This window comes from Streptomyces sp. NPDC030814 (assembly GCF_055572155.1).
Window position 1 is genome coordinate 53840 of record NZ_JBVIDX010000019.1, and the last position, 25632, is coordinate 79471.

The following is a 25632-nucleotide window of genomic DNA, read 5'->3' on the forward strand; positions in this document are numbered from 1 at the left end:
CGGATGTGACTGGTGGGGCGGGTGGGACTCGAACCCACGGCCGACGGATTATGAGTCCTTTGAGGATCTTGGTGACCCTTGTCGATCCATGCTCGTCCTGGTCGTTTTCCCAGGTCAGACGAGGTCTGGCGCCTCAGACCTTCTCGGCCCTTGTCAGTCTTTTCCGATCCTTGTGTCCAACCTGCGTCCAGAACGCGTCCCGGATAAGCGATTTCAGATGCCGAAGCCTCCGTCCCTGCGGGTGAGAGAAGGGCTCCGAAACTGCGAGCAGCGGGTTCCCCTTCCGATCCGCTGAAGCTCCACACGGGAGTCGAAGCGGAGCATCTTTTCCGTCGGCGCTCCGGCGGCCTCGTGGAGTTGGACCCGGAGTTCTTCGCCGTCCCGCGCGGTCAGTACGACCTGGGTAGCGTGGGCATCATTCCTCCATGTCGAGCACGGTGAGCCGCAGATGGCTGCGCAGACCGCCGCCTGCGGAGAGCATCTGAGTACTGGGGCGCCCCCGTACCGCGAGCCAGGGTTCTCGTCGGTGCCGGTGTGCCAGAGGTGGTGCGGGAAGTCGCTGCCCGTGAGCTGGAGGCGCAGCGTTGAGCGAGAACCCACAGGCCCCCGCCGGTCCACCAGGCCACGTGCAATGGACACACGACCCGCACGACCTGGTGCCGTGCAACCCTGCCGCTGGACGACCACGCACACCGCCCCAGCGAGTATGTACTGGGCGATGACCGCGGTGACACGGCGCCGGCTGACCGGGGCGACCACGCCGGCTCGGCGCACCGCATGACCGGCGGGGAGCTGACCCTTGGTGCGGTGCCGGCGCGACGGGGCGCGAAATGGCCATCAGACCAGCCTGCAATGCCGCCCTTTGCCGTTCGGTGCGCCCGGCCATGCCGTCCGCCGATAATTGGGTGCGGTGCCAACCCCTGCGGCACTCGCCGCGTTCTGACCGGAGTCGGCTCGCGCGTCGGCCGTCGGGGACGTCGGCTGGCTGAGGGGGGTGGCAAGTGATTCGGGTGCTCCTGGCCGACGACGAGGTGTTGATCCGCGCCGGGATCCGGTTCGTGCTCGAGGTCGCCGATGACATCGAGATCGTGGCCGAGGCGGACGACGGTGCGGGCGCCGTCGAGCTCGCTCGCAATCGCATTCTCTGCGTCCTTGGCTGCACCAACCGGGTTCAGGCGGCGATTCTGGCGCACGATGCCGGAGTTCTTCCGCCGGGCAGCCGTTCCTGATCCGTCTTGTCGTGCCCACGCGAAGCGGCGGCTTGCCGGGTTCCGCCTACGACCTCCCAAGCTCGTCCTTCTGTGTGAGCTTGCCGTGTTTGAAGCAGAACCGGAACACGTGCCCGAAGCTCTCGGCCAGCGTGTACTCGCACGTGGTGCCGGCCGGCGCCGCCGGTTGCTCTGCCTGGCCCGCTGCGCGGGCGGTCATGTTGTCGCCGCCGGTCAGCTCGCGCACTCTGTGCTGGGTGTCGCCGATCTTGATCTGCCGGTAGGTGTGCGGCGAGACGGCGGACTGGAAGTAGTCGTGGACGCTGAAGCCGAGGCCGCCGCAGACCACGACGGCGGCTCCAGCGAGGGCGAGGAAGGCCGTCTTGGTCTTCCTTCGTGATGCGTCGTGGTGGGGCCCGTCTGCGGCCCCGGTACGGGAGGGGAGCATCTGCGCGTCGGCCGGGGCGGATTGCTCGATGGTGGGGCTCATGGCTCCGGGGCTTTTATGGCGTAGGGGGAGGGTGGCGGTGAGGGTGTGGTTGCCGGTGAGCGGGTCTGTGCCGGCGGTGAAGCCGCCGCCGGCCAGGCGGGCGCGTTCGCGCAGGCCGGCCAGTCCCAGGCCGCTGCTGGGCGGTGGGACGGCGGGCGGGCGTGCGGCGTTGCGTACGCTGATGGTGAGTTTTTCGGTGTCGACGGTGACGGTCAGCCGGGTTGGCGCACCCGGGGCGTGTTTGTGCACGTTGGTGAGGGCTTCGCGCACGATGCGGTTGACCGCTCGGCGGATGCCGATGTCGGCGTCGGTGAGGTCGCCGCCGCGCCAGGACAGGGTGAGGGGCAGGCCCGCGTGCTGGGCTTCGGCGACCAGGTTGGTGACATCCTCGCGCGTGCCGACCACCGATTCGGTGCCGTCCGGTGGTTCGGCGCCGTCGAGGCGCAGGATGCCCAGCACGGTGCGAAGCTCCTCGAGTGCGGTCCGGGAGGTGGCCCGTAGCAGGTCGGCCTGCTCGTTGATCTCGGGGGCCACGGTGCGGGTGCGCATCTCCAGTGCCCCGGCGTACAGGACGATCAGACTGAGCCGGTGCCCGAGCAGATCGTGCATCTCACCGGCGATGCGCGCCCGTTCCTGCATCCGGGCCTGCGACTCGCCGAGCAGGTTGGCGCGTTCCAGCAGGGCGTTGCGTTCGTGCAGGGCATCCATGGCCAGGGCTCGCTCCCCTTGCCGCATACCGATGGCGCCCGGCAGTACCACCAGCAGCACAGTGATGACGACGATGAGGCCGACATCCTGAAGGTCAACCGTCAGCCCGGCGAGCTCGACGAGGCCGGCCGCGGTTTGCACGCCGGTGGCGAGCGCCAGAGCGGCCACGGCGAGGCGGGTGTCCGGGACCTGGCGGCCCACCGCATAGGCGAGCATCACGCTCACCGGCCAGATAAAAGCCAACAGGGTCGTGCTCTGCAAGATCAACGCCACTGCCGCGACGCCGGTCCCGGCCAGCAGCGAGGTGATCGGCCAGGTGAACCGGCACAGCAGGGCAACAGCGGCGGCCAACAGGCCGATCGCTGTTGCGGGCTGCCCGGGCACGTTGATGACGGCCATGACGATCGCCGTGGCGGGCAGGAACAACCACCACGCCAGCAGCAACCTGCCCTGTCCTGCCAGGTACTGCCAGGCCGTCACCACCTCGGCGGTGACGACCTCGGCGAGTTTTGCGTGGCCTGTCACGGCACCTCCACGACGGCGGCGGTGGCCGGCGAGCCGGGCGGTCGCCCGACCGATGGGCGCAGCCGCCTCCGGGCCACGCCGGCCGGGGTCACCAGCCGCAGCAGTGGAGCGGTGATGACCGGTAGCCCGTGATGGGCGCCGACCGTGCCCGAGGACGGGGCCCGTGGTCATCGTATCCGGACCCGGCCAGGGCCGAACTGGTTCGGGCGAAGGGCGAACGTGCCCTGACTCGCCGCGTCTCACCGGACGAACTTCGCCAGTTTGGTGGTGCTGTTGAGCAGGTACTCCAGCGGTCCGCGGCGGAAGAACTGCGACCAGACGGTGGCGAACAGGATGGCCCCGGCGATGAACCCGAGCAGCGGCACAAAGGTGGCGGTGGCTCCGTCGGGCAGCATGGCGTAGGCGGCGACGTGGGCGACGTAGAGGGTCAGGGACATGGTGCCCACGGCGATCAGCGGGCTCGCCAGCCGGCGCAGCCACGTCAGCCGGGCCATGGCCACGGTCGCGCAGACGAGCACGGTGATCGCCACGCCGAGGCCGCCGATGATCTCGAAGGTGGTACCGCTGTGCGGCTCGGCTCCCAGCAGCGACGCGGCCGAGTTCGCGCTGTCCGTAACCTTGTTGTGGATGTAGTCGTAGGCCGGCGATCCCGGTCGCAGGGATTCGATGGAGTTCGGATCCAGGTTCGCGAAGATGTCCTTCAGAGCGGCCTTGTCCGCCTGAATGGGCGGGTACAGCCTTACCGTCAGCCAGGCGGTGCCGTATCCGAGCGCCATCAGCGCGGGGCCGAGCGCGGCCAGCCGCCGTTGCACCGTGACGGCGGCCAGGTCGAGCCTGGCCAGTGTCATGCCCGCGATCACGAACGGCATCCAGGTGATCGCGGGGTAGTAACCGTGGAGCAGCAGGCTCAGCAGTCCGTCGCCGCCGAGCCGGGCGATCGGGTCGTACGCGTCGATGCTCTTCGCCGTCGATTCCCCCAGCAGCCACTTCAGGCCGAACGCCGCCTGCGGGCCGACGACCGCGAGCACGGCCGCGATGATCGCGAGGGTCCTGGCCCGCAGCCGTATCAGGGGTAGTGCCAGCAGGAAGTACACCCCGTAGAAGGCGAGGATCACCAGGATGCCGGTCTTGAGCATCGTCAGCACGGTGCCCAGTACCAGCAGGACCACAGCCCGGATCACGATCCGGGCCCTCGCCTGCCGGCCGGCCAGGCCCGTCTTCGGCTCCCGCCGGCCGGCGATCAGCATCAGCGAGAACCCGGCGAGGGTGGCGAACAGGATCGAGGACCGGCCCTCGGTCAGTTCCAGCAGCCGGCCGCCGAAGCCACCCACGTCCTCGGCAGGTGGGGCGACGTGTACCGCGAACATGCCGAACACCGCCAGCGCGCGGGCCAGGTCCACCCCGACCAACCGCCCCACCGACGGCCCCTGCTCGACCACGCCGGCGGGCTCAACCGGTGCCCCGTGCAGCGGAGGCGGCGCTTCGTGCGAGATCTCGATCTGAGTCATGCGCTCAACGTCGCCGGTCCGGACCCCCTGACGCCTCTGCCAAGCTTCCGAACCACGCCCGCCGAATGGCAGAGGACACCGAGCCGATCGGCCATCACCAAGCACCAGTGAACGTTCGACCTCGGCCCGGACAAGCGGCGCCATCTCCCGCCCGCGACAGCCGGCAAAGGGCAGGAGGGGCTGACGCGATGAAGTCCGCGGTCGGTACCACACCCCCCGGGTGGTTCACGGTGACGCCGTGCCGGTCGTTCGGGACGTACGGTGCTTGCCCATCTCGACCACCTGACCGGCGGCGTCGGTGACTTCTGTGTCGTCTTGCACAGTGCGGCCCTCTGGTGAGCGCCGGAGAGTGGAGCGGCTTCCGGTCGCAGTCGTGGTGGGGTCATGACGATGTGGGCTTCGACTCGGGCGGTGACGATCTGTCGGGGGCCCACCAGGGACCGTCGACGCTGGTGAGGTCGAGCTCGGCGAGGCGGGTGGTGAGTTCGCCGAGGGCGGTGAAGTCGGTGAGTTGGGCTGCCCCGTCGGCCTACGCCGTCGACGCCGCTCAGAAGGCTGCCGCCCGCCCACTGGGTGCACGCCTGCCAACGGGACAGCGGAACTGAGCATTGCCCGGGCGGGCCAGCCCAGGGTTCCCACACTCTGATCACTGCGGTGCTCTTCCAGGCTCTACCGGCGGCATCGTCGCCGCCATCGCCGTCGAGGCCGGTGTCCGGTGCAGTACTCGTGCTCTGGATTGTCGTCGTTCTGATTGATCGTCATGCCAGGTGTGCGCGCCGACTACGGCCCACGCCTCTTGCACGGCGCGGGCTACCGGCCCGGACGGAGGGGCTGCGAGGGCACGATGCAGGCGCGTCTCGGCTCCCGCTGCGGCACCGGAGTCGCTCCCGGTGATGGCCGATCGGCTCCGCGTCCTCCGCCATTCGTCGGGGCGTGGTCCGGAAGCTTGGCAGAGGCGTCAGGGCGTCCGGACCGGCGACGTTGGGCGCATGATCAGAACATACGCGACCGTGTCGGTCGCCGCCCTGCTGGCCGCCCTCCTCACCCCGGCGGCGGCCCAGGCCGCCCCCGCCCCGAAGGAGAGCCGACCGGTCTACTCCTAGCCCATGCCGTCCGTGAGTCCGTCTGGGTGGACACCGGACTCGACGGCGATGGCGACGGCAGGAACGACCGCGTCGCCGCCGACATCGTCCGGCCCCGCGAACCCGCCCGGCTCGGCCGCAAGGTCCCCGTCATCATGGACGCCAGCCCGTACTACTCCTGCTGCGGGCGCGGCAACGAAGACCAGAAGAAGACGTACGACACGCGCGGTCGCGTCAGCCGGATGCCGCTGTTCTACGACAACTACTTCGTTCCCCGCGGCTACGCCTTCGTCGGCGTCGACCTCGCCGGCACCAACCGCTCCGACGGGTGCGTCGATGTCGGCGGCCGCAGCGACATCCGGTCCGCGAAGGCCGTCATCGACTGGCTGAACGGCCGCGCCAGGGCCTACACCAGCCGCCGCGGCGGCACCGCCGTCAAGGCGACCTGGACCAACGGCCGCACGGGCATGATCGGCAAGAGCTGGGACGGCACCATCGCCAACGGCGTCGCCGCCACCGGCGTCGAGGGCCTGGAGACCATCGTCCCGATCGGCGCCATCTCCTCCTGGTACGACTACTACTTCGCCAAGGGTGCCCCGCTGTCCGAGTTCGGCCCCGACTGGCTGTCCTTCGCAGTGCAGAGCGACGACGCCTCCCGACACTGTGCGGCCACGGACCGCAAGCTCATCAACGGGGCCCCGCGCAGCGGTGACTGGACGCCACTGTGGACCCAGCGCGACTACGTCAAGGACGCGGCGAAGATACGCGCGAGCGTGTTCCTCGTGCACGGGACGCAGGACCTCAACGTCCGCGCCAAGCACTTCGGGCAGTGGTGGGCAGCCCTCGCCAAGAACGGCGTCGAGCGCAAGATCTGGCTTTCCCAGACCGGTCACGTCGACCCCTTCGACTTCCGGCGCGCAGACTGGGTCCATACCCTGCACCGCTGGTTCGACCACGAACTCCTCGGCTACGACAACGGCATCGACCGTGAGCCCATGGCCGACATCGAGCGCCACCCCGCCCAGTGGGTCACCTCGAAGCTCTGGCCGCCGCGCGCCACGCACACCACCACCCTGTACCCGGGCACCGGCAGCCGGCCGGGCGTGGGGACCCTCGGCCTGAACAAGGGCACCGGCACCGAGACGTTCACAGACAACCGGGCGCGCAGCGAAACCGACTGGGCGGCACACATCGGCAGCACGACGCCCGAGAAGGCCGGCTTCCTGACCAAGCCGCTCACCAGCGACCTGCGTCTGTCCGGCTCCACCAAGGTCACCGCCACCGCCACCCCGACCACCTCGACAGCCCATCTCTCCGCCGTCCTCGTCGACCTCGGCCCCGCCACCATCCGGGACTACGCCCACAAGGCCGAGGGCATCACCACCCTCACCAACCGCACCTGCTGGGGCAGCAGCACCAGGGGCGACAGCGCCTGCTTCAAAGCAACGCGGACGAAGAAGAAGTCCGTCGACCACACCGTGTTCAGCCGCGGGTGGGCCGACCTCGGCAACCACGCCTCCGACCGCAAGGGGGCCCGGCTCACCCCGGGCAAGGCCTACACCATCACGCTCGACCTCGCGGCCACCGACCACGTCGTCCCCAAGGGCCACCGCCTGGCCCTGATCATCGCGGGCACCGACAAGAACCTCATCGACCCGCCGTCCACCACCCCGACGCTCACCCTCGACCTGGCCCGTACATCGGTTCGCGTCCCGCTCCTCGGCGGCACCGCAGCGTTCACCCGCGCCACCTCGGGCGGCACCTCCGCCGCACACGAGGCCAGCGTCCTGGACGGCGTGCGGGCACCGCACACCGCCCAGCGCGTCCCCGGCAACTGACCGGCTCGGGCGCCGGCACCCACCGAGCCTTCCAGGGCCGCGGTGCTTGTTCTGAGAGTCCGGGATCATCCACGACCTGCTGCGCTGGCAGCTGCGGGAGAAACGGAAACGATCAGCCGACCCGAGCGGCGAGCCTGGTGGTCCTGGACACCCAGAGCATCCACGCCTCCGTCGGCGTCCCGGCCACGACAACGGGCCGGGACGCCGACGGAGGAGGTGCCGGGCAGGAAGAGATGCTGAAGCTCTTGCGGGTGGCCATCTCTGCGCCCTGGTCCCAGGTGAGAGAGCGGACCAGGTGTTCGGGCAGCGTCCGGACGGTGTCCACCAGGGCGTCCCGGACATGTTCGGCGCTGCGGCCGTCGGGCAGGTGCAGGAGCATCACGCAGCGGGTGGCGCGTTCGACGAGGGTGCCGATCGCCGAAGCGCCTTCTGGCGCTGGGACGTTCGCTGATCACGACCATGGGGTCCGGGAAGCGGGTCTGCCGCTGGGGCTTGCGGCGGGTCCGTCCCGAGCGCAGTGCGCGAGCCGGCTCACGGCGCAGTTCCCCCGCGGCCCTGGACGTAGAGGGCCTGGTAGACCGTCTCGTGAACCACATGCGTCTCCGGCCGGTCGGGACACTGTGCCCTCAGAGCGAGGCACATCCGTTCCGGCTCCACCGGCGGTCCAGGCCGGCCTGGACGAAGACCCGCAGCTCGGGGTTCTGGTGGATCTTCCGGGGCCTGGTGCGGGGGCAGCGGCTGTCCGCACGGGCTTGAGCGGCGTAGGGCTGGTAGTGCCACTGGCCGGTGGTGCCCGGGGTGCGGTTGCGGCGGATCTCGCGGCTGACGGTCGACGGGCTGCGGCCCAGCTCAACGGCGATGGCCCTGACCGGCGCTTTCTCCCGCACCGGTCGGCGATGCAGATCGCTCGTCCTGGCTCAGGCATCGCGACGAAGAAGCGGACGGCGGCACCACCGGACGAATCAGTGATGCCGCCTTGTTCCCGGCCGGACGGTCTGCGTCCGTTGCGCCGGCGCCTGCCGGTCTTCGAGTTCACCCCGACGAATCGGCCCGCGTCCTCGTTGCTCACACCCTGCTGCGTGAGCTGGAAGTATGCAGCTCGCTCAGCAGAGAGCTTCTTGCGGCCCTGAGGGCTCCGTACCTTCCGAATCTCGAAGTCCATCGCATCCCCTGAACTGGGGTGTTGCGACGACCACCAGAACGGAAGGTGTGGGCGAAGCAGGGGCCTTCAGCCCTCGACGGTCGGGCCGGCTCGTGCACGGCTCGTCGGGGCCGGCCAGGGCTGGAGCGGTCGTGGAGGCTCGTCGATGGCGTCCTGGAGTGCGTCTCAGCCTTTCAAGTCCTTGATGACTCCAGCCGCGGCCTTCTCGTAGTCGCTCTCACTGAGGCCGTCGCACTCGGGGAGCTTGTTCAACTGGTCGATCTCGGGGTCCGCATCGACTGCGGCCTTAAGGGCCTTCGTACAGGCCTTCAGGTCTTCGGCGCTGGCGGCTGCCGGTGTGGTGCCGGCGGTGGCCGGGGTGCTGCTGGGCTTGCTCGGTTTGTTGGTGCTCTCGGAGCTTCCGCAGCCGGTGGTGAAGGCGGTGACGGCGAGCAGTACGACGCAGGCGGCTGTGCGAGTGCGCATGGTGCCTCCAAGGACGTTGTGTTGTCGATGGGATCATGCGTGGTCCGCACGCCCTGACGCGTCTGCCGAGCTTCCAGACCCGCCCCCGCCGAACGGCAGAGGACATCGAGCCGATCGGCCATCACCGCTCGATGGGGGGCAGTGGGGCGGTTTCCGTCCCATGACACGGTCGGTGCCAACGGGACTCGATCGTGCTAGCACTCGGCGCTGCTGCAGACTCCGCCCGTGTAGGCGAGGCCATCCCCGCGTGCGCAAAACGACCCGGCGAACGCCAATACCGCGTCTCCGCGCAGGAAGCCATCCCCGCTTGGGCGGGGATGGCTCCATGTTCTTCCTGCCGCCTCCGAATGCCCGCCGCTCGGCCCCGCGCACGTGGGGACAGCTCGAAGTTGGCGGGCTCGTTCGGTGCGCCGTAGCCATCGGCCTCGCGCATGTGGGGATAGGTCGTAGTGATGCACCCCGGAGACATCGATCACCGAGGTCAGAAGCCGACAGACGTGTTCCTGCCTCAGGAGATCAGGCTCGTGCGTCTCGCTGCTGCACTTCCTTGAGGACTCCGGCCACCGTCGCGAAGTCATTGTCCACGTGGAGGACGGTGTGCCCATGGTGCACAGCTGTCGCACACACCAACAGGTCGATCGCTCCCGCCGCCCGGTGCTGGCCCCTCTGGGTCAGTTTGTACTGGGCGGTGTCGGCCCACCGCCAGGCGTTCTTCGGAACCGGAGAGAGCAGACAGAGCGCGTCCAGTTCCTCTGCCAGCTCATCTCGGTGAGACGGGCTGGTCGCCGAGTACAGGAATTCGGTACGTGTCGGCTCGCAGAGGTGGAATACCCCGGCGGCGATGTGTCCCTCCCAGGGGCGTAGCGCACCTGGGGTACGGAACAGGTGCCACAGAGCCGAGGTGTCGACCAGATACGTGATCACTCGAAGGCCTCGCGCCGCGCACGCTTCTCGGCTTCATGCGCCGCTGCGGCCTGCTCGAACTCGCCGCGCTCACCTCGCGCGGCCAGCTTCTCCGCGGCCTCCAGCCTCCTGATCCGCGCCACGTAGTCCCGAAGGGCCGCGTTGACGGTCTCCTTCTTCGTCGTGGCACCCATAAGCCGCATGGCCTCGGCCAGCGCCTCGTCGTCGAGATCGATCTGCGTGACGGACACCGGACACCTCCACCAACATCCACGATGTATGCATCCAGGATACATCACCAACATCGAGCGCGACCATCAATCACAAACAGGCCCCGCAGGGGAGGCGCGCCGTCGTCAAGGCGTCCACATGGACCCACTTCTCACTGCGGGACGGGCCGGCGAAGAGCTGCCCGACGCCGACACGAAACGCCCCATAAGCGCCATGACCGACTTAACCGGAATCGGCGTCCAGTCCTTGTCCAGACGATCAAGAAATCGTGATCATCACGGGCCGCCATGACCCACAGACTCTCGCCCGGACCAGGAAAACGCCTGATCAGAAGGTTTCTCCTCGCCTGGCGAGTGGTGGGGCGGGTGGGACTCGAACCCACGGCCGACGGATGGTCAGTCTGTGCCTGTCCTTGCGGCCTCAACGCTCCTTCAGGCCCTACGTCGGACGCCCTCTCAGTGGCTGGTGGCGCGCTCGTCACCGCCCAACTGGCCCTTGCTCAGCTCCACCGGGGAGGGGCCGAACAGGCCACGGCCACCACCTCTGACGGGGACAGCGGCCGGCCGCTCAGATCACCCTCGGCCGGACCGCCTGAATGCATCCTGCGGTGCGCATGGCGTCGCGTCGCCTTCCGGGTTCCTTGGGAGCACCTGCGCCACTGCGCCGAATCGGACTTCGCGCACGCCACCACAGCCCTACGGGCGTTGCTGCCGACCGACTGACAGGTCGAAGTGCGGCAGTGCCATTTCACCCCGGTGAGGTCGCGTCCGGCGTCTCGCGCCTCCGCTTGCCGAGCGGACAGGCTCCCCCTGTCGTCACGACGTCTCTTTCCCGTGTGTCGGACCCGGACTTCCTGGCCGCGATCCCAGCCGTCAGGTGTGAAGCCGCCCCGTCAAGGAGGCGAACCCGTCCTCCAGGCCCTGCCGGAAAGCGGACTGTTCTTCCTCTGGCATGTCCAGCAGCAACCGGTCCTCCAGTTTCTGCACCGCGGGTGCGCAGGCCGCCAGCAGTTCCTCCCCGTTCCGCGTCAGCCGGGCCTCCATGATCCGCCGGTTGCCCGCCGTATGGGCGCGCTCGATCAGTCCGCGTTCCTCCAGCGACCGCACGATCTCGTGCATCGTCTGGGCTCTGACGAATGAGCGGCGGGCCAACTGGGCGGAGGAGAGCCCGCCTCGGTGCTGAAGCACCGTCAGGGCCGTGTACTGGAACGTCGTGAGCCCGTAGGGTCGCAGGGCCTCGTCCATGAAGGAACGGATGGCCAGTTCGAGCTGTTTGACGAGATAGATCGTCAGCGGACCTTTGCGGCCCTGCGGGTCCGGATCGGAGTCCGGACCCGCCCCCGAAGCCGGATCCCGATCGGCTGCCTCCGCCATCGTGCGCACCTTCTTGGTCGGTCGTCGGGAGGTCGGGCCAGTCCGTGACGAAGTCAGGCGGCTGGTGTCCTCACCCGATGGCCGACAGGTAGTAGTTCCAGGTCACGTCGGCGTGCCACGGTACCCCACAGGCCGTGGGGCATCCACAGCGTCATGCCGATGGCCAGCGCACCGAGCCCGATCAGATACCAGGTGCCTCCGCTGTCGCCGAACCAGTCCTGCACCAGGAAGAACGCGATCGCTCCGATGATCGGTCCCTCGAAGGTGCCGAGACCACCGATGACCACCATGAAGATCATGTACGCGGACCAGTGGACCCCGAAGATGGAATCCGGCTGCACACGCAGGGTGTTGGCGAGGGTGAGTCCGCCGGCCGCCCCGCAGCCCACCGCCGCGAGGACGAAGACCAGCCGCTTCGCCGAGGTGACCCGTACGCCGACGGAGGCCGCGCCCACCGGGTCGTCGCGGATCGCCTCCAGCGCAGCCCCTGTCCTGCTGCGCAGCAGGAGAAACACGGCGAGCAGCAGCAGGCTCATCAGTGCCAGGGCGAGCCAGTACACCTGGGCCTGCCGCACCGCCGGGTCGGTGGCCGACAGATCGGTGAGCGAGCGACCGGAACCGCCGCCCAGCGAAGGGGTGTTCACCACGACCAGCCGGAAGAACTCGGCGATCGCCCACATGCCGATGGCGAACTGCCCGCCGGTGAGCCGAAACGCGAGCAGTGAAGTGGGGACGGCGACGGCGCCGACGAGCAGGGCCGCCAGGACGACCGCGGGAAAAGGGCTCATTCCTCGGTCGACGAGGAGGAAGACACCGTACGCGCCGAGACCGATGAAGCCCTGCTGGCCGACGGAGACCAGACCGGCGTAGCCCGCCAGCGCGTTCCACATGGCCGCGACGATGACGAGGACGAACAGTACCGTCAGCTTCGCGGTCACCTCGGGCGCGAAGACGAGGGGCGCGAACGCCAGGGCGAGCAGCAGGGCGGTCAGGGCACCGGACGCCGTACGGGAGACGGGGGTCCACCGGTGGACGGTGGCGGTGGTGAGGGTCACCGGTGATGCGGTGGTCATGTGCGGCTCCTTCTCATGCCGAGCAGTCCCTGCGGGCGGAAGGCCAGGACCGCGAGGAACACCGCGTGACCGGCCACGATGGAGAAGCGCGGATCGGCCTGTGCACCGACCGTCTGGGCGATGCCGAGGACCATGCCCCCGGCGAGCGTCCCCCACAGCGAACCGAGCCCTCCGATCACGACGACCTCGAAGGCGAAGAGCAGCTGGGTCGGTCCCATGGACGGGCTGAACGACGACCGCATCGCGAAGAACGCGCCCGCCAGACCCGCAGTGGCGACAGCGATGGCGGCGGCCCAGGCGTACACCCGGCGGCTGTCGATACCGACCAGCTCGGCGGTGTCCGCGTCGGCGGCGGTGGCGCGGATCGCCCGGCCGATTCCCGTACGGGCCAGCAGCACCTGGAGCCCGCCGAGCAGCGCGACCGCCACCGTCACGGTGAGCAGGCCGAGGTACGGGACGCTCACCGACGACCCGAGCTGGAAACCGGACGTGGCCAGCGAACCGACGTCCAGGGAGCGGGAGTCGGCGCTGAAGATCTCCAGCAGTACGTTCTGCAGCACGATGGCGAGACCGAACGTCGCCAGCATCGACGACATCTCGCCGGTGCGCAGCGCCTTGCTGAGGATGCCCCGCTGCAAGGCCACTCCGACCAGGCCCATCACGGGCAGGACCAGCAGGACCGCGAAGAACGGGCTGATGCCCACGGCGGCGGCCAGCACCGCGACGAGGAACGCGCCGAGGACCGCGAGGTCGCCGTGGCTCAGGTTGACCGTCCGCATCACGCCGTACATCAGGGACAGGCCGCAGGCGAAGAGGGCGTAGACACCGCCGAGCATGACGCCCTGCACGATGGCGTTGATCCAGTTCATGCCGACTCCTCCCGCACGGTGGCGGCCGCGGCGCGGCTCAGCCCGAAGTACGCCTCGACGACCTGTTCGCGGCTGACGGCGTCGGCGGGCTCGTCCAGGACGACGCGGCCTTCGAGCATGCACAGCACGCGCCGGGCGACCCCCAGGGCGCGGCCGAGGTCCTGCTCCACCAGCAGCACCGTCGTACCGCCGGACAGGATCGTGCCGAGCGATTCGTAGAGGGTGTCGACCACGATGGGCGCGAGGCCCAGCGAGACCTCGTCGAGCAGCAGCAGCCGGGGGTTGGCCATCAGCGCCCTGCCGATGGCCACAGCCTGCTGCTCACCGCCCGAGAGGTTGCCGGCACGCCGCTTCAGCAGCCCGTCGAGAAGGGGGAAGGCGGCCACGACGGCAGCCAGATCCCATGGTCCTGATCGCCCTACCCGGGAGGCGACCAGCAGGTTCTCCTTCACGGTGAGATCGGCGAAGAGCCGCCGCCCCTCCGGGACCAGTGCGATGCCGGCCGCGACGCGGTCGTGGGCCCTTCGGGCCGTCACATCCACACCGTCCAGGCCGATACGGCCGACGGCCGGCCGGTGTGCTCCGGCGATGGCCCGCATGAGGGTGGACTTGCCGGCGCCGTTGGCGCCGACCACCGCCACGACCTCGCCCTCGTCCACGGTGAACGACACGTCACGGACCGCGCGCAGCAGACCGTGCCGCACCTCGACACCCTCTACCGACAGCAGACTCATGCCGCGCTCCCGAGATACGCCTCGACGACACGGGGATCGGACATGACGGCGTCCGGTTCGCCCTCGGCCAGGACCCGGCCCTGCGCGAGGCAGACCAGCCGGTCGATCACCCGCAGCAGTGCGTGGAGGACGTGCTCGATCCAGATGATGGCGATGCCGTCGGCACGCAACTGCTGGATGGTGGTGATCAGTTCGTCCGTCTCGGCGTCGGTGAGACCACCGGCGATCTCGTCCAGCAGCAGCACCTGGGGATCGGTCGCCAGCGCCCGCGCCATCTCCAGCCGCTTGCGCTCCAGCAGGGTGAGCGCGGCAGCGGGCCGGTTGGCCTGCGCGAGCATGCCGCAGCGTTCGAGTACGGCGAGAGCGTGCCGCTGGGCCGCCCGGCGACGGTGCGATCCGCCCTGCACCGACGCGACCAGCACGTTCTCGTACGTCGTCATGCCGGCGAAGGGGCGCGGCACCTGGTGGGAGCGCCCGATGCCGCTGCGACAACGACGGTCCGCCTTCCAGCGGGTCACATCCTGGCCCCGGAACGTCACGCTGCCATCGGACGGCGTCTGGGCCCCGGAGAGGATGTCGAGCAGCGTCGTCTTCCCGGCGCCGTTCGGGCCGACGATGCCCAGAGCTTCGCCGGGGGCGAGGGTGATGTCGAGACCTTCGAGGACGACCAGGCTCCCGAAGCGACGATGTATACCGGTCGCCGAGAGCACCGGCGCAGCCTGGCCGGCCGGCACCACCACGTCGGTGCTCGCGGTCATCGGCTCAACGGAGGGGCTCAAGGCTGCCTCCGAGAGGGATGTCACGGAAGGCGCCGTTGTCGACGATGACCGGCTCGACCTCGAACTTGCTGCTCCCCGTGGCCTTGCGCCATTGCGCCATCACCAGGGGCTCCGTCGACACGTTCTTCACCGGCCCGGACGTCCAGTCGAGCGGCCCGGCGACCGTGGTGAGCTTGGCCTCGCCGAGGGCGGCCGCCAGTTCCTTGCGGTCCTTGGGGTCGGAGGTCGCCTTCAGGGAGTGAACCGCGACCTCGAAAAGCGCCATGTTCGATCCGATGATCTGGGTCCACTGCCTGCCTGTCGACTTCTCGTAGTCGTCGGCCAGTTGCTGGGCCGTCTGGCCGGTGAGGGTGCAGGAGTACGGGAACTTGGGCGACCACCAGAAGCCGGCCGTGAGGCCATGTCCGAGCGAGCCGAGCGCCTCGACCTGGGAGGGTAGGAGGCCGGTCTTGGCGATGCTCGCGATGCGCGGCCGGTAACCCTGCTGCCGGGCCTGCCTCCAGAAGGTGGCGAAGTCGGGGGGCAGCGGGAAAGTGTTGAAGATCTCCGCGTCCGCCTTCTTGAACGCCGCGATCTGCGCCGAGAAGTCGTTCGTCCCGTCCTCGTACGCCCCCGGGTCGACGATCCTGAACCCGCTCTTCTTCAGCTGCGGCCCGAGCCCCTCTCGGATCGCCTTGCCATCGGGGTCGTTGGGCCACATGACGCCGACCCGCCTGTTGGTCTCCACCCCGCCCTTCGTCCACAGGGAGGTGTACGCGGCATGCAGCTCGGCGACGCCCAGGAAGAAGTGGTAGGTGTATGTGAACGGCTTTTCGGGGGTGGCACCGCGGCCGAAGTACCAGGCCTCCCACGGCACGACAGTCGACAGGCAGGGAATCTTGGCCGCCTCGCACGCGTCGGCCACGGGGTTGACCGTCTCCGGCGTGGAGGTGACGAGCATCAGATCGATCTTCTCACCGTTGATCAGGTCGGTCGCGACCTGCGCGGCGGTCTGCGGGTTCGACTGACTGTCGCGGTCGATGATCTCGACGGAGTACTTCCTGCCGCCGATCTTCAGCCCGTCCTTGAGGGTGGCGCGCACCCTCTTCAGGAGATAGGCGTTCGGCTCGCCGAAGCCAGCGGCCGGGCCCGTGCTGGGCGAGACGTAGCCGATCCGGAGCACCGCGTCGCTCTGCGCGGAGGACTCCTTGATGCCGCCGCAGGCGGTCAGCAGACCCCCTGCGGAGAGCAGCCCAGCCGCTCCGGCCGTGCCCCGGAGAACGGATCTCCGGGACAAATCACTTTTCATGGGTGCACTCATGGATACCTCCGGGCACGTCAAGGGGGAAGCAGGGGTGGTGAAACCTGCAGGAAGGCCGAACCGGCAGGAAGAAGCGGGAAGCGGTGCCGGGTCCTGTAGCGCACCGGTGGGGCGGGGCAGCATCCCAATATCAGGAACCCTGATGATGGCCATGATGATGCATACACCGACGCCGGATGACAAGGGGGTTACCGAGGCGTGACCTGCGCGCACCATCCCGCCACCCAGCGGAAAAGTTGCGGCGAAGGACTTGACGCCTCTCACTGATGCCCAACTGTCGGCAGACGGAGACGATCTCCGGCGGGCCTTCGTCGCCGAGTTCGACTGGCCCAACGGCCACAGCGAGCACCGTCGGCCCCGAACTCCGCAGGCAGATCGGCACAAAGGCCCGCCGCCACCTCCCGTCCACCGCCTTCATCCTCGCCGCCGACGTCGTCGCAATCACGAAGCTGCTGCGCTGGTTCTGCGCGGGGAGCCTCGCGACTTCGCGTTCCGACGGGGCCGCCGGCGCCGCGTTGACCTGCGTGAAGCGGCCCGAGTGTGGTGCGGGAGAGGCTCAAGAGCGTCCTCATGCGGGACAGCATGGGCTCTTTTCATTGACACCGGCTCCGGACGCGCGCAGACTCACGGCGCCAGGCGTGTGGAGATTACTTCACCATGCGAACAATGTTTCCCTGTGCGCGGAAGGCCGCCATGCGTGTACAAGCCGCCGTGTTCGACAAGCGGGACGGCCCGTTCCAGCTCCAGGACGTCGAGTTTGATGAGCCGGGAGCGGGCCAGGTCCTCGTGCAGGTCGCGGCCACCGGCATCTGCCACAGCGACGGCCTGGCACGTTGCGGTGATCTTCCCTTCCCGCCCTCGGGGTGCTCGGCCACGAAGGCGCTGGTGTCGTTATCGCGGTAGGTCCCGGTGTCCCGTCGGTGCGGGAGGGTGACCACGTCGTCATCGGCTGGACCTGGTGCGGCGAGTGCCACGCGGGCCAACAGCCTTGTGAAGGTCCCGCCCGACCTCCTGCTCGACCTGCTGCTCGACCTGCTCGGACCCCCCGCCAACGGGCTGTCGACCGGCGCAGGCGCCGTCTTGAACACGCCGCGTCCAGAGACAGGCTCCAGTCTCGTGATCTACGGCCGGCTCCGCGGGACTGGCGGCAGTGCACCGGCATCTTCTCCGCCCCTGGCAGAGTGAATGGCTCAGCACCGGAGCGACCACTTCCGGTTTCCCCGCGTCCAGCCAGCGTCCAGACTCCAGTGCCCAGCCGACCACAGGAGCCATATACCGCAAGTTCAACCGCTATGAACTGGAACATCCGTGCAGGTCAGGAGCGCCCACACTCCCGACACCGGCAACAAGGCCGAACTTGCGCGCAGCGGATTCCGTCCGTTCAAGCGAAGTTGACCACCCGACAGGACAAAATGAACGTTTCCGCAGGTCAGAGGCCTGCATAGGTGGGGCGGGTGGGACTCGAACCCACGGCCGACGGATTATGAGTCCGCTGCTCTAACCGGCTGAGCTACCGCCCCGTACGGCGTGTCGCGCACATTTGTGCGCGCCGTCTGCCGCAGCATAGCCGCTCATACGATCTCCTGCTTCGGATGGTCGGCTTCACGCGTGCGCCTCTTGACCTTGGAGACCGCGAGGCGACCCGCGCGGTTCCCCAGGACATGAAAAAGGACCCCGGCGGGGTCCTCGTTCAGGCTGCTCCCCCGACTGGACTCGAACCAGTAACCTGCCGGTTAACAGCCGGCTGCTCTGCCAATTGAGCTACGGAGGACCGAGCTCCCCCGACTGGACTCGAACCAGTAACCTGCCGGTTAACAGCCGGCTGCTCTGCCAATTGAGCTACGGAGGAATGCCTCGTTGCATCGAACGTACCTACCTGGGTATTCGCCAGGGGGCGTGCGCTCGCTGCGACACATACATTAGCGCAAGCTGGGGGGTGCTCCGCCAATCGGTATCCCCCACGCCCGACGCCCGCGCAGGGCAACGCAAGGGACCGACGCAGACGTAAGGGAAGGGTGGCCGCCATGCGGTATCGGCTCACGTTCTTTGCCGGACTGGCCCTGGGCTACGTCCTGGGCACACGCGCCGGACGCGAGCGTTACGAACAGCTGAAGAAGTCCGCCCGGCAGATCGCACAGAACCCGGCCGTGCGCAACACCGCGGAGTCGGCGGCCCAGCAGGGCCGTGTCTTCGCGGGCAAGGCGTACCACGCGGTCAGCGAGAAGGTCGGCGACCGTGTGCCGGAGTCCGTTGCCGACCGGGTCCGCTCCCTGCGGGAACGCAACACGAACGGCGCGGGACCGGACGACTGGGGCACCAGCAACACGTAGCCGCCCGACACGGAGGGGCGGAGCCCCGGGCCCTGACCCCGGTTCCGCGGCACGCCCCACCCCTCCCCGTGCGGCAGAATTTCTGTCATGGGGATAGTCGCCGGGCTGGATAGTTCGCCCGAATTTACGCGCATTGTGGTCTGTGACTCGAACACAGGGGCCGTGCTCAGGCAGGGGTATGCCCCACACCCGTTGGAGCCGGCGCCGCACGGGGGGCGTCCCTCGGACGTCGATCCGCAGGCCTGGCTGCTGTCCCTGGGGGAGGCGGCCGGCGGCGGGCTGCTGGAGGGCGTGCAGGCGATCGGCGTGTCCTCGCAGCAGAACGGGCTGATCGCGCTGGACGCGCAGGGCAACGCCGTGCGTCCGGCGATGGTCGGCGGTGACAAGCGCGCGCAGGTCGCGGCGGCCGACCTCATCGACGCGCTCGGGGGGCGCGGGGCGTGGGCGGAGGCCGTCGGGTCCGTGCCGGGGGCCGCGCAGCCGGTGACCAAGCTGCGCTGGATGAGCCGTACGGAGCCGGACGCGGCCATGCGGACGGCCGTGCTGCTGCAGGCGCACGACTGGCTGGTCTGGCAGCTGCTGGGGCGGCCCGTCAGGCGGACCACCGACCGGGGTGGCGCCTCGGGCACCGGGTACTGGAACGCGGCTACCGGCCAGTACCGGACCGATCTCGTCGAGATGGCTCTCGGCCACCAGGTGATGCTCCCCGAGGTGTTGGGTCCCTCGGACGCCGCCGGGACGACGCCGGAGGGGCTCCTCATCTCCGCCGGCACCGGCGAGACCATGGCCGCCGCCTTCGGTCTCGGCATCGGGCTCGGTGACGCGGTGGTGTCGCTGGGGGCCAGCGGGTCCGTGATGGCGGTGCACACCGAGGCGCTCGTCGACTCCTCGGGGATGATCACCTCACTGGCGGACGCCACGGGGATGCATCTGCCGGTCGTCACCACGCTCAACGCCGTACGGACACTGCGCGGCGCCGCGCAGATGCTCGGGGTGCCGGATCTGGAAGGTCTGTCGGACCTGGCGCTGAAGTCGACGCCTGGGTCGCACGGGCTGGTGCTGCTGCCCTATCTGGAGGGCGAGCGGACGCCGAACCTGCCGCACACGGCGGGGACCCTGGCCGGGCTGCGGCGGGAGTCGATGAAGCCGGAGCACTTCGCGCGGGCCGCGTTCGAGGGCATGCTGTGCGGGCTCGCGGACGCGCTGGACGTGCTGCGGGGGCGGGGCGTGGACGTCCGGCGGATCTTCATGCTCGGTGCGGCGGCCGAATTGCCCGCGGTGCAGGCGGCGGCGCCGGCGCTGTTCGGGGTGCAGGTGGTCGTGCCCCAGCCCGCGGACTACGCGGCGGTCGGCGCGGCGCGGCAGGCGGCCTGGGCGCTCGGGGTCTCCCAGGGCACGCTCGACCCGCGTACGCCGCCGATGTGGCCCGGGGCGGCCGCACAGGTGCTGGAGCCGGGCGAGGAACTGGCCGTGGGGCAGGCGGTGCGGCAGCAGTACGTGGCGGTCCGCGAGCAGACGCACCCGGGGGCGTTCCGGGGGTGAACTTCCCGGCGGGATGCGCCCCTCGAGCTTCAAAGACTCGGCATCGATCCTTCACCGTTGGGTTAATTCGGTTGAGGTAACGCGGGTGCGGTGTTCGACGATGGGGGGTGGTGCATCCCGTCCCGTCGCCGACTCCGAGAGATCTCGCGTGCTCATACGACTGCTAAGAAGTCATCTACGTCCGTACAAGAAACCCATCACCCTGCTGGTGCTGCTGCAGTTCGTGCAGACGTGCGCCACGCTCTACCTGCCCACGCTGAACGCGGAGATCATCGACAACGGTGTCGTGCAGGGGGACACGGGCTACATCCTGGCCTACGGCGCGCTGATGATCGGGATCTCGCTGGTCCAGGTGGTCTGCAACATCGGGGCCGTGTACTACGGCGCCCGCACGGCCGCGGCGGTCGGCCGGGACATCCGGGCGGCCGTGTTCGACCGCGTGCAGTCGTTCTCGGCGCGTGAGCTCGGTCACTTCGGGGCGCCGTCGCTGATCACCCGGACGACCAACGACGTCCAGCAGGTCCAGATGCTGGTGCTGATGACGTTCACGCTGGTGGTGTCCGCGCCGATCATGTGTGTGGGCGGCATTGTGCTGGCGTTCGGTCTGGACGTGCCGCTGTCGGGAGTGCTGCTGGCCGTCGTCCCGGTGCTCGGTATCTCCGTCAGCCTCATCGTGCGCCGGTTGCGCCCCCTGTTCCGCACCATGCAGGAGCGGCTCGACATCGTGAACCGGGTGCTGCGTGAGCAGATCACCGGCAACCGGGTCATCCGCGCCTTCGTGCGGGACGACTACGAGAAGGACCGCTTCCGCCAGGCGAACGCCGAGCTCACGGAGGTGTCCTTGGGCACCGGCCGGATCCTGGCGCTGATGTTCCCGATCGTGATGACGGTCGTCAATCTCTCGTCGATCGCCGTGGTGTGGTTCGGCGCCCACCGGATCGACAGCGGCGGGATGGAGATCGGCGCGCTCACCGCCTTCCTCGCCTATCTGATGCAGATCGTCATGGCGGTGATGATGGCGACCTTCATGTTCATGACGATGCCGAGGGCCGAGGTGTGCGCCGAGCGCATCCAGGAGGTCCTCGACACCGGGACGAGTGTCGTGCCGCCCACCTCTCCCGTACGGGAGCTGCGGCGGCACGGGTTCCTGGAGATCCGGGGGGCGGGATTCCGTTATCCGGGGGCCGAGGAGCCGGTGCTCCGGTCGATCGAGGTCGTGGCGCGGCCGGGTGAGACGACCGCCGTCATCGGGTCGACCGGCAGCGGGAAGTCGACGCTGCTGGGACTGATCCCACGGCTGTTCGACGTCACCGAGGGCGAGGTGCTCGTGGACGGCGTCGATGTGCGCGAGCTCGATCCGCACCTGCTGGCCAGGACCGTGAGCCTGGTGCCGCAGAAGCCGTATCTCTTCTCGGGGACCGTGGCGACGAATCTGCGGTACGGCAATCCGGACGCCACCGACGAGGAGCTGTGGCACGCTCTGGAGGTGGCGCAGGCCAAGGAGTTCGTCGAGCGGCTGGAGGGCGGGCTGAACGCCCCCGTCTCCCAGGGCGGCACCAATGTGTCGGGCGGTCAGCGGCAGCGGCTGGCGATCGCGCGGACGCTGGTGCAGCGCCCGGAGATCTACCTGTTCGACGACTCGTTCTCCGCGCTCGACTACGCGACGGACGCGGCGCTGCGGGCGGCGCTCTCGCAGGAGACAGCCGAGGCGACCGTCGTCATCGTGGCCCAGCGGGTGGCGACCATCCGCGACGCCGACCGGATCGTGGTCCTCGACGAGGGGCGCGTGGTCGGTACCGGACGGCACCACGAGCTGATGGCCGAGAACGAGACGTACCGGGAGATCGTGCTCTCCCAGCTGACGGAAGCGGAGGCAGCCTGATGGCCGGGCCGTTGGCGCGGATGGCGGGAGTCGGAGGCGGCCCCGATCAGCAGTCCATGGACTTCAAGGGGTCCGGGAAACGACTGCTCGCACAGTTCAGGCCCGAGCGGTTCACCATGTACGCGATGATCGTGTGCGCGGTGATCAGCGTCGGTCTGTCGGTGCTGGGCCCGTGGATCCTCGGCAGGGCGACCGACCTGGTCTTCGCAGGGGTCGTCGGACGGGAGATGCCGGCCGGCCGGACCAGGGCCGAGGTCCTCGAAGGGCTACGCGAGCGCGGTGACGGCGGTGTCGCCGACATGCTGTCCGGCACGGACTTCACGCCCGGCAAGGGCATCGATTTCGAGGCCGTCGGCGGCGTTCTGCTGGTTGCCCTCGGCATCTTCCTGGTCGCGGGGCTGCTGATGGCGGGGGCCACTCGGCTCTCCACCCGGGCCATCAACCGGACCGTGTACCGCATGCGCGAGGAGCTGCAGGCGAAACTGTCGCGACTGCCGCTGTCGTACTTCGACAAGCGGCAGCGCGGTGAGGTGCTCAGCCGGGCCACCAACGACATCGACAACATCAGCCAGACGTTGCAGCAGTCGATGGGGCAGCTCGTCAACTCGCTGCTGACGATCATCGGTGTGCTGGTGATGATGTTCTCGGTCTCGCCGCTGCTGGCACTGGTCGCGCTGGTGACCGTACCGCTGTCGTTCGTGGTGGCCACGCGGGTCGGCAAGCGGTCGCAGCCGCACTTCGTGGCGCAGTGGCGGACCACCGGGAAGCTCAACGCGCACATCGAGGAGATGTACACCGGTCACACCCTCGTGAAGGTGTTCGGGCGGCAGGAGGAGTCGGCGAAGCAGTTCGCCGAGGAGAACGAGCGGCTGTACGAGGCCGGGTTCAGGGCCCAGTTCAACAGCGGGATCATGCAGCCGCTGATGTTCTTCGTGTCGAACATCAACTATGTGCTGGTCGCCGTGGTCGGCGGACTGCGGGTGGCCACCGGTGCTCTGTCCATCGGCGATGTGCAGGCCTTCATCCAGTACTCGCGGCAGTTCTCGATGCCGCTGACGCAGGTCGCGTCCATGGCGAACCTGGTGCAGTCGGGTGTCGCCTCCGCCGAACGGATCTTCGAACTGTTGGACGCGGAGGAGCAGGCCGTGGACGCGGTGCCCGGGGTGCGGCCGGAGGAGCTGCGCGGGCGGGTGGCGCTGGAGAACGTCTCCTTCCGCTACGAGCCGGACAAGCCCCTGATCGAGGATCTGTCGCTGGTGGTCGAGCCCGGGCACACGGTGGCGATCGTGGGGCCGACGGGCGCCGGGAAGACCACCCTGGTGAATCTGCTGATGCGGTTCTACGAGGTCACCGGCGGGCGGATCACACTGGACGGGGTGGACATCGCGTCCATGTCCCGGGACGAGCTGCGGGACGGGATCGGGATGGTCCTCCAGGACACCTGGCTGTTCGGCGGGACCATCGCGGACAACATCGCGTACGGGGCGTCCACCACGCGCAAGGTCACGCGCGGGGAGATCGAGGAGGCGGCTCGGGCCGCGCACGCGGACCGGTTCATCCGGACGCTGCCGGACGGGTACGACACCGTGATCGACGACGAGGGGACCGGGGTGAGCGCGGGTGAGAAGCAGCTCATCACCATCGCGCGGGCGTTCCTGTCGGACCCGGTGATCCTGGTACTGGACGAGGCGACGAGTTCCGTGGACACCCGGACCGAGGTGCTGATCCAGAAGGCGATGGCCAAGCTGGCGCACGGGCGTACGTCGTTCGTCATCGCGCACCGGCTGTCGACGATCCGGGACGCCGACACGATCCTGGTGATGGAGAACGGGTCGATCGTCGAGCAGGGCGCGCACGAGGAGCTGCTGGCCTCGGGCGGGGCGTACGCGCGGCTGTACCAGGCGCAGTTCGCGGAGGCGGTCGCCGAGGTGGACTGAGGCGCCGGCCTTCTGGGGGCGCGACGTTCTCGGGTGCGGTGCGTGGGGGGCTGGTCGCGCAGTTCCCCGCGCCCCTGAAACGCTTCCGGGGCTGCGCCCCGTGCCTTTCAGGGGAAGGCGGGCCGCAGGCCCGACCTTCCAGGGGCGCGGGGAACTGCGCGAGAAACCACACACCACCCGCACCCGCCGAACAAGGGCGCGCCCCGAGCTACCAGGCGCTCTCAGTCCAGATAACCCCGCAGCTGGTCCGCGAACGCGTGGTCCCTCAGCTTGTTCAGCGTCTTGGACTCGATCTGCCGGATCCGCTCCCGGGTCACACCGAAGATCCGCCCGATCTCCTCCAGCGTCCGGGGTCGCCCGTCGGCGAGGCCGTAGCGCAGCTGCACCACCTTGCGTTCGCGCTCCCCCAGCGTGGACAGCACCGCTTCCAGGTGTTCCCGCAGCAGCAGGAACGCGGCGGACTCCACGGGGCTCGCCGCGTCGCCGTCCTCGATGAGGTCGCCGAGGGCCACGTCGTCCTCCTCGCCCACGGGGGCGTGCAGGGACACCGGCTCCTGGGCGAGGCGGAGCACCTCGCTGATCCGCTCGGGCGGCAGGTCGAGGTGGGCGGCGACCTCCTCGGGCGTGGGCTCGTAGCCCCGTTCCTGGAGCATGCGGCGCTGGACGCGGACGACGCGGTTGATGAGTTCCACCACGTGCACCGGGACGCGGATGGTGCGGGCCTGGTCCGCCAGCGCGCGGGACATGGCCTGGCGGATCCACCAGGTGGCGTACGTGGAGAACTTGTAGCCGCGGGCGTAGTCGAACTTCTCGACGGCCCGGATGAGGCCCAGGTTGCCCTCCTGCACCAGGTCCAGCATGGTCAGGCCGCGGCCGACGTAGCGCTTGGCCACGGACACCACGAGCCGCAGGTTCGCCTCGATGAGACGGCGCTTGGCCACGCGGCCCATGACGACCAGCCGGTCGAGGTCGAGGGCGAGCTGGCTGTCGAGGTCGGGGGTGCTGCCGAGCTTCTCCTCGGCGAACAGGCCGGCCTCCACCCGGCGGGCCAGCTCCACCTCCTCCGCCGCCGTCAGCAGCGGGATGCGGCCGATCTCCCGCAGGTACTGGCGGAACAGGTCGGAGGACGGGCCGCTGGTGTCCGTGCGGCGCGGCAGTTCCACGGGCTCGGGGGGATCGGCCGTCTCGATGGCCTCCACGGCCGCCGCGGGCGGCTCGTCGGCGTCGGCCGGGGGCTCCGGCGCGGCCGTCTCGATGGCCTCCACGGCCGCCGCGGGCGGCTCGTCGGCGTCGGCCGGGGGCTCCGGCGCCACCTCGGGGTGGTGCACGGCGCGGCTCTGGGCGGGGACCGCGGTGATGCCACCGGTCTGAACGCCCGGCTCCGCGCCGTCGTTGCTCAGGGCCGTACTGCTCTCGTTCTGTACGAGGGTCTGGGTCTGCACGGGGGCGACCTCCAGGGATGTCGCTGCTGGGGCGTACGGCAGCGGTATGTCGGGGATGGCGCGGGCGGCCTCTCCACCCTCCATCCCGTACTCATCGAGCGGAACCGCGGGGATCTCGGACCCATGGGGGACGGGCCGGCCGCGCTCCGAGGACTCAGGCACCGGAACCCAGTGTGGAGTACGACACACAGCCGCCACGAGGGGCGTGCGGTGACTTTTTGCGTCCGGTCCGTGACCTCGCGATTACTCTG

General features: G+C 69.3%; 20 protein-coding genes, 3 tRNA genes and 3 pseudogenes. 8 read left to right on the forward strand and 18 right to left on the reverse strand.

Features of this window, described 5'->3' with window-relative positions:
- Positions 1–1001 precede the first annotated feature (1001 nt).
- On the forward strand, positions 1002–1229 hold the full coding sequence (locus ACZ43N_RS31100; protein ID WP_468102364.1) for a response regulator transcription factor: 228 nt from the start codon (positions 1002–1004) through the stop codon (positions 1227–1229).
- A gap of 46 nt (positions 1230–1275) precedes the next feature.
- Here the strand turns inward: ACZ43N_RS31100 and ACZ43N_RS31105 are convergent, their stop codons facing one another.
- The 4 genes and pseudogenes from ACZ43N_RS31105 to ACZ43N_RS31120 form a co-directional block, all read right to left on the reverse strand.
- Complete coding sequence (locus ACZ43N_RS31105; protein WP_468102366.1) at positions 1276–2931, reverse strand: sensor histidine kinase; 1656 nt, start codon at positions 2929–2931, stop codon at positions 1276–1278.
- A gap of 239 nt (positions 2932–3170) precedes the next feature.
- Positions 3171–4439 carry a heparan-alpha-glucosaminide N-acetyltransferase domain-containing protein gene (locus ACZ43N_RS31110; RefSeq protein WP_468102368.1) on the reverse strand — a complete coding sequence of 423 codons (1269 nt, stop codon included), beginning with the start codon at positions 4437–4439 and terminating at the stop codon, positions 3171–3173.
- Positions 4440–4664: 225 nt separating this feature from the next.
- Positions 4665–4760: a putative ATP-grasp-modified RiPP gene (locus ACZ43N_RS31115; protein ID WP_390945609.1), complete on the reverse strand. Its 96-nt coding sequence runs from the start codon at positions 4758–4760 to the stop codon at positions 4665–4667.
- Between the two features lie 88 nt (positions 4761–4848).
- Positions 4849–4956, reverse strand: a pseudogene (locus tag ACZ43N_RS31120) (SIMPL domain-containing protein); the annotation flags it as partial.
- Between the two features lie 472 nt (positions 4957–5428).
- Between ACZ43N_RS31120 and ACZ43N_RS31125 the strand changes: the two are divergent.
- Positions 5429–7359, forward strand: a pseudogene (locus ACZ43N_RS31125) (Xaa-Pro dipeptidyl-peptidase).
- 226 nt (positions 7360–7585) lie between these two features.
- Here ACZ43N_RS31125 and ACZ43N_RS31130 read toward each other — a convergent pair.
- The 10 genes and pseudogenes from ACZ43N_RS31130 to ACZ43N_RS31175 form a co-directional block, all read right to left on the reverse strand.
- A pseudogene (locus tag ACZ43N_RS31130) lies at positions 7586–8521 on the reverse strand (transposase); the annotation flags it as partial.
- Positions 8522–8686: 165 nt separating this feature from the next.
- Positions 8687–8986: a hypothetical protein gene (locus tag ACZ43N_RS31135; RefSeq protein WP_468102371.1), complete on the reverse strand. Its 300-nt coding sequence runs from the start codon at positions 8984–8986 to the stop codon at positions 8687–8689.
- Between the two features lie 516 nt (positions 8987–9502).
- On the reverse strand, positions 9503–9910 hold the full coding sequence (locus ACZ43N_RS31140) for a PIN domain-containing protein (protein WP_468102373.1): 408 nt from the start codon (positions 9908–9910) through the stop codon (positions 9503–9505).
- On the reverse strand, positions 9907–10140 hold the full coding sequence (locus ACZ43N_RS31145) for a type II toxin-antitoxin system VapB family antitoxin (protein ID WP_033530157.1): 234 nt from the start codon (positions 10138–10140) through the stop codon (positions 9907–9909). Before ACZ43N_RS31145 ends, ACZ43N_RS31140 begins: the two co-directional genes overlap by 4 nt.
- Positions 10141–10992: 852 nt before the next feature.
- Positions 10993–11493 carry a MarR family winged helix-turn-helix transcriptional regulator gene (locus ACZ43N_RS31150; protein ID WP_468102375.1) on the reverse strand — a complete coding sequence of 167 codons (501 nt, stop codon included), beginning with the start codon at positions 11491–11493 and terminating at the stop codon, positions 10993–10995.
- A gap of 53 nt (positions 11494–11546) precedes the next feature.
- On the reverse strand, positions 11547–12566 hold the full coding sequence (locus ACZ43N_RS31155) for a branched-chain amino acid ABC transporter permease (RefSeq protein WP_468102376.1): 1020 nt from the start codon (positions 12564–12566) through the stop codon (positions 11547–11549).
- The gene (locus ACZ43N_RS31160; RefSeq protein ID WP_468102378.1) at positions 12563–13435 is read right to left on the reverse strand and encodes a branched-chain amino acid ABC transporter permease; all 873 of its coding nucleotides are present in this window, start codon (positions 13433–13435) and stop codon (positions 12563–12565) included. Before ACZ43N_RS31160 ends, ACZ43N_RS31155 begins: the two co-directional genes overlap by 4 nt.
- Positions 13432–14169, reverse strand: a complete 738-nt coding sequence (locus tag ACZ43N_RS31165) for an ABC transporter ATP-binding protein (RefSeq protein WP_468102380.1) — start codon at positions 14167–14169, stop codon at positions 13432–13434. Before ACZ43N_RS31165 ends, ACZ43N_RS31160 begins: the two co-directional genes overlap by 4 nt.
- A complete protein-coding gene (locus ACZ43N_RS31170; protein WP_468102382.1) occupies positions 14166–14927 on the reverse strand; it encodes an ABC transporter ATP-binding protein in 762 nt (253 codons plus the stop codon). Before ACZ43N_RS31170 ends, ACZ43N_RS31165 begins: the two co-directional genes overlap by 4 nt.
- Positions 14928–14931: 4 nt before the next feature.
- Positions 14932–16236 (reverse strand): ABC transporter substrate-binding protein, encoded by a 1305-nt coding sequence (locus ACZ43N_RS31175; protein WP_468102384.1) that lies wholly within the window; start codon positions 16234–16236, stop codon positions 14932–14934.
- 705 nt (positions 16237–16941) lie between these two features.
- Between ACZ43N_RS31175 and ACZ43N_RS31180 the strand changes: the two genes are divergently transcribed.
- Together ACZ43N_RS31180 and ACZ43N_RS31185 are read left to right on the forward strand one after the other, a co-directional pair.
- Positions 16942–17151: a hypothetical protein gene (locus ACZ43N_RS31180; protein ID WP_468102386.1), complete on the forward strand. Its 210-nt coding sequence runs from the start codon at positions 16942–16944 to the stop codon at positions 17149–17151.
- A complete protein-coding gene (locus ACZ43N_RS31185) occupies positions 17112–17693 on the forward strand; it encodes an alcohol dehydrogenase catalytic domain-containing protein (protein ID WP_468102388.1) in 582 nt (193 codons plus the stop codon). The genes ACZ43N_RS31180 and ACZ43N_RS31185 overlap by 40 nt, the downstream gene beginning before the upstream one ends.
- A 1-nt stretch (position 17694) precedes the next feature.
- On the opposite strand, the gene ACZ43N_RS31190 is transcribed toward ACZ43N_RS31185, so the two are convergent.
- The 3 genes from ACZ43N_RS31190 to ACZ43N_RS31200 form a co-directional block, all read right to left on the reverse strand.
- Positions 17695–17768, reverse strand: a tRNA-Ile gene (locus ACZ43N_RS31190).
- A gap of 178 nt (positions 17769–17946) precedes the next feature.
- A tRNA-Asn gene (locus tag ACZ43N_RS31195) sits at positions 17947–18019 on the reverse strand.
- A gap of 5 nt (positions 18020–18024) precedes the next feature.
- Positions 18025–18097, reverse strand: a tRNA-Asn gene (locus ACZ43N_RS31200).
- Between the two features lie 175 nt (positions 18098–18272).
- On the opposite strand from ACZ43N_RS31200, the gene ACZ43N_RS31205 reads away from it, so the two are divergent.
- The 4 genes from ACZ43N_RS31205 to ACZ43N_RS31220 all read left to right on the forward strand — a co-directional run bounded on the left by ACZ43N_RS31205 (position 18273) and on the right by ACZ43N_RS31220 (position 23939).
- Positions 18273–18578, forward strand: coding sequence for a YtxH domain-containing protein (locus ACZ43N_RS31205; RefSeq protein ID WP_468102390.1), 306 nt, complete (start codon positions 18273–18275; stop codon positions 18576–18578).
- 87 nt (positions 18579–18665) lie between these two features.
- Positions 18666–20120: an FGGY family carbohydrate kinase gene (locus ACZ43N_RS31210; protein ID WP_468102392.1), complete on the forward strand. Its 1455-nt coding sequence runs from the start codon at positions 18666–18668 to the stop codon at positions 20118–20120.
- A gap of 148 nt (positions 20121–20268) precedes the next feature.
- A complete protein-coding gene (locus ACZ43N_RS31215) occupies positions 20269–22002 on the forward strand; it encodes an ABC transporter ATP-binding protein (RefSeq protein ID WP_468102394.1) in 1734 nt (577 codons plus the stop codon).
- Entirely contained in the window at positions 22002–23939 is a 1938-nt protein-coding gene (locus tag ACZ43N_RS31220; protein WP_468102396.1) for an ABC transporter ATP-binding protein, read from the forward strand. Before ACZ43N_RS31215 ends, ACZ43N_RS31220 begins: the two co-directional genes overlap by 1 nt.
- 221 nt (positions 23940–24160) lie before the next feature.
- Here the strand turns inward: ACZ43N_RS31220 and ACZ43N_RS31225 are convergent, their stop codons facing one another.
- Positions 24161–25543: an RNA polymerase sigma factor gene (locus tag ACZ43N_RS31225; RefSeq protein WP_468102397.1), complete on the reverse strand. Its 1383-nt coding sequence runs from the start codon at positions 25541–25543 to the stop codon at positions 24161–24163.
- Positions 25544–25632: the final 89 nt, after the last annotated feature.

Coding starts and splice junctions, on each gene's coding strand:
- ACZ43N_RS31110 (WP_468102368.1), bottom strand. CDS start 4,439: ATGACTCAGATCGAGATCTCGCACGAAGCGCCGCCTCCGCTGCACGGG.
- ACZ43N_RS31135 (WP_468102371.1), bottom strand. CDS start 8,986: ATGCGCACTCGCACAGCCGCCTGCGTCGTACTGCTCGCCGTCACCGCC.
- ACZ43N_RS31150 (WP_468102375.1), bottom strand. CDS start 11,493: ATGGCGGAGGCAGCCGATCGGGATCCGGCTTCGGGGGCGGGTCCGGAC.
- ACZ43N_RS31155 (WP_468102376.1), bottom strand. CDS start 12,566: ATGACCACCGCATCACCGGTGACCCTCACCACCGCCACCGTCCACCGG.
- ACZ43N_RS31160 (WP_468102378.1), bottom strand. CDS start 13,435: ATGAACTGGATCAACGCCATCGTGCAGGGCGTCATGCTCGGCGGTGTC.
- ACZ43N_RS31165 (WP_468102380.1), bottom strand. CDS start 14,169: ATGAGTCTGCTGTCGGTAGAGGGTGTCGAGGTGCGGCACGGTCTGCTG.
- ACZ43N_RS31170 (WP_468102382.1), bottom strand. CDS start 14,927: ATGACCGCGAGCACCGACGTGGTGGTGCCGGCCGGCCAGGCTGCGCCG.
- ACZ43N_RS31175 (WP_468102384.1), bottom strand. CDS start 16,236: ATGAAAAGTGATTTGTCCCGGAGATCCGTTCTCCGGGGCACGGCCGGA.
- ACZ43N_RS31180 (WP_468102386.1), top strand. CDS start 16,942: ATGCGTGTACAAGCCGCCGTGTTCGACAAGCGGGACGGCCCGTTCCAG.
- ACZ43N_RS31205 (WP_468102390.1), top strand. CDS start 18,273: ATGCGGTATCGGCTCACGTTCTTTGCCGGACTGGCCCTGGGCTACGTC.
- ACZ43N_RS31210 (WP_468102392.1), top strand. CDS start 18,666: ATGGGGATAGTCGCCGGGCTGGATAGTTCGCCCGAATTTACGCGCATT.
- ACZ43N_RS31220 (WP_468102396.1), top strand. CDS start 22,002: ATGGCCGGGCCGTTGGCGCGGATGGCGGGAGTCGGAGGCGGCCCCGAT.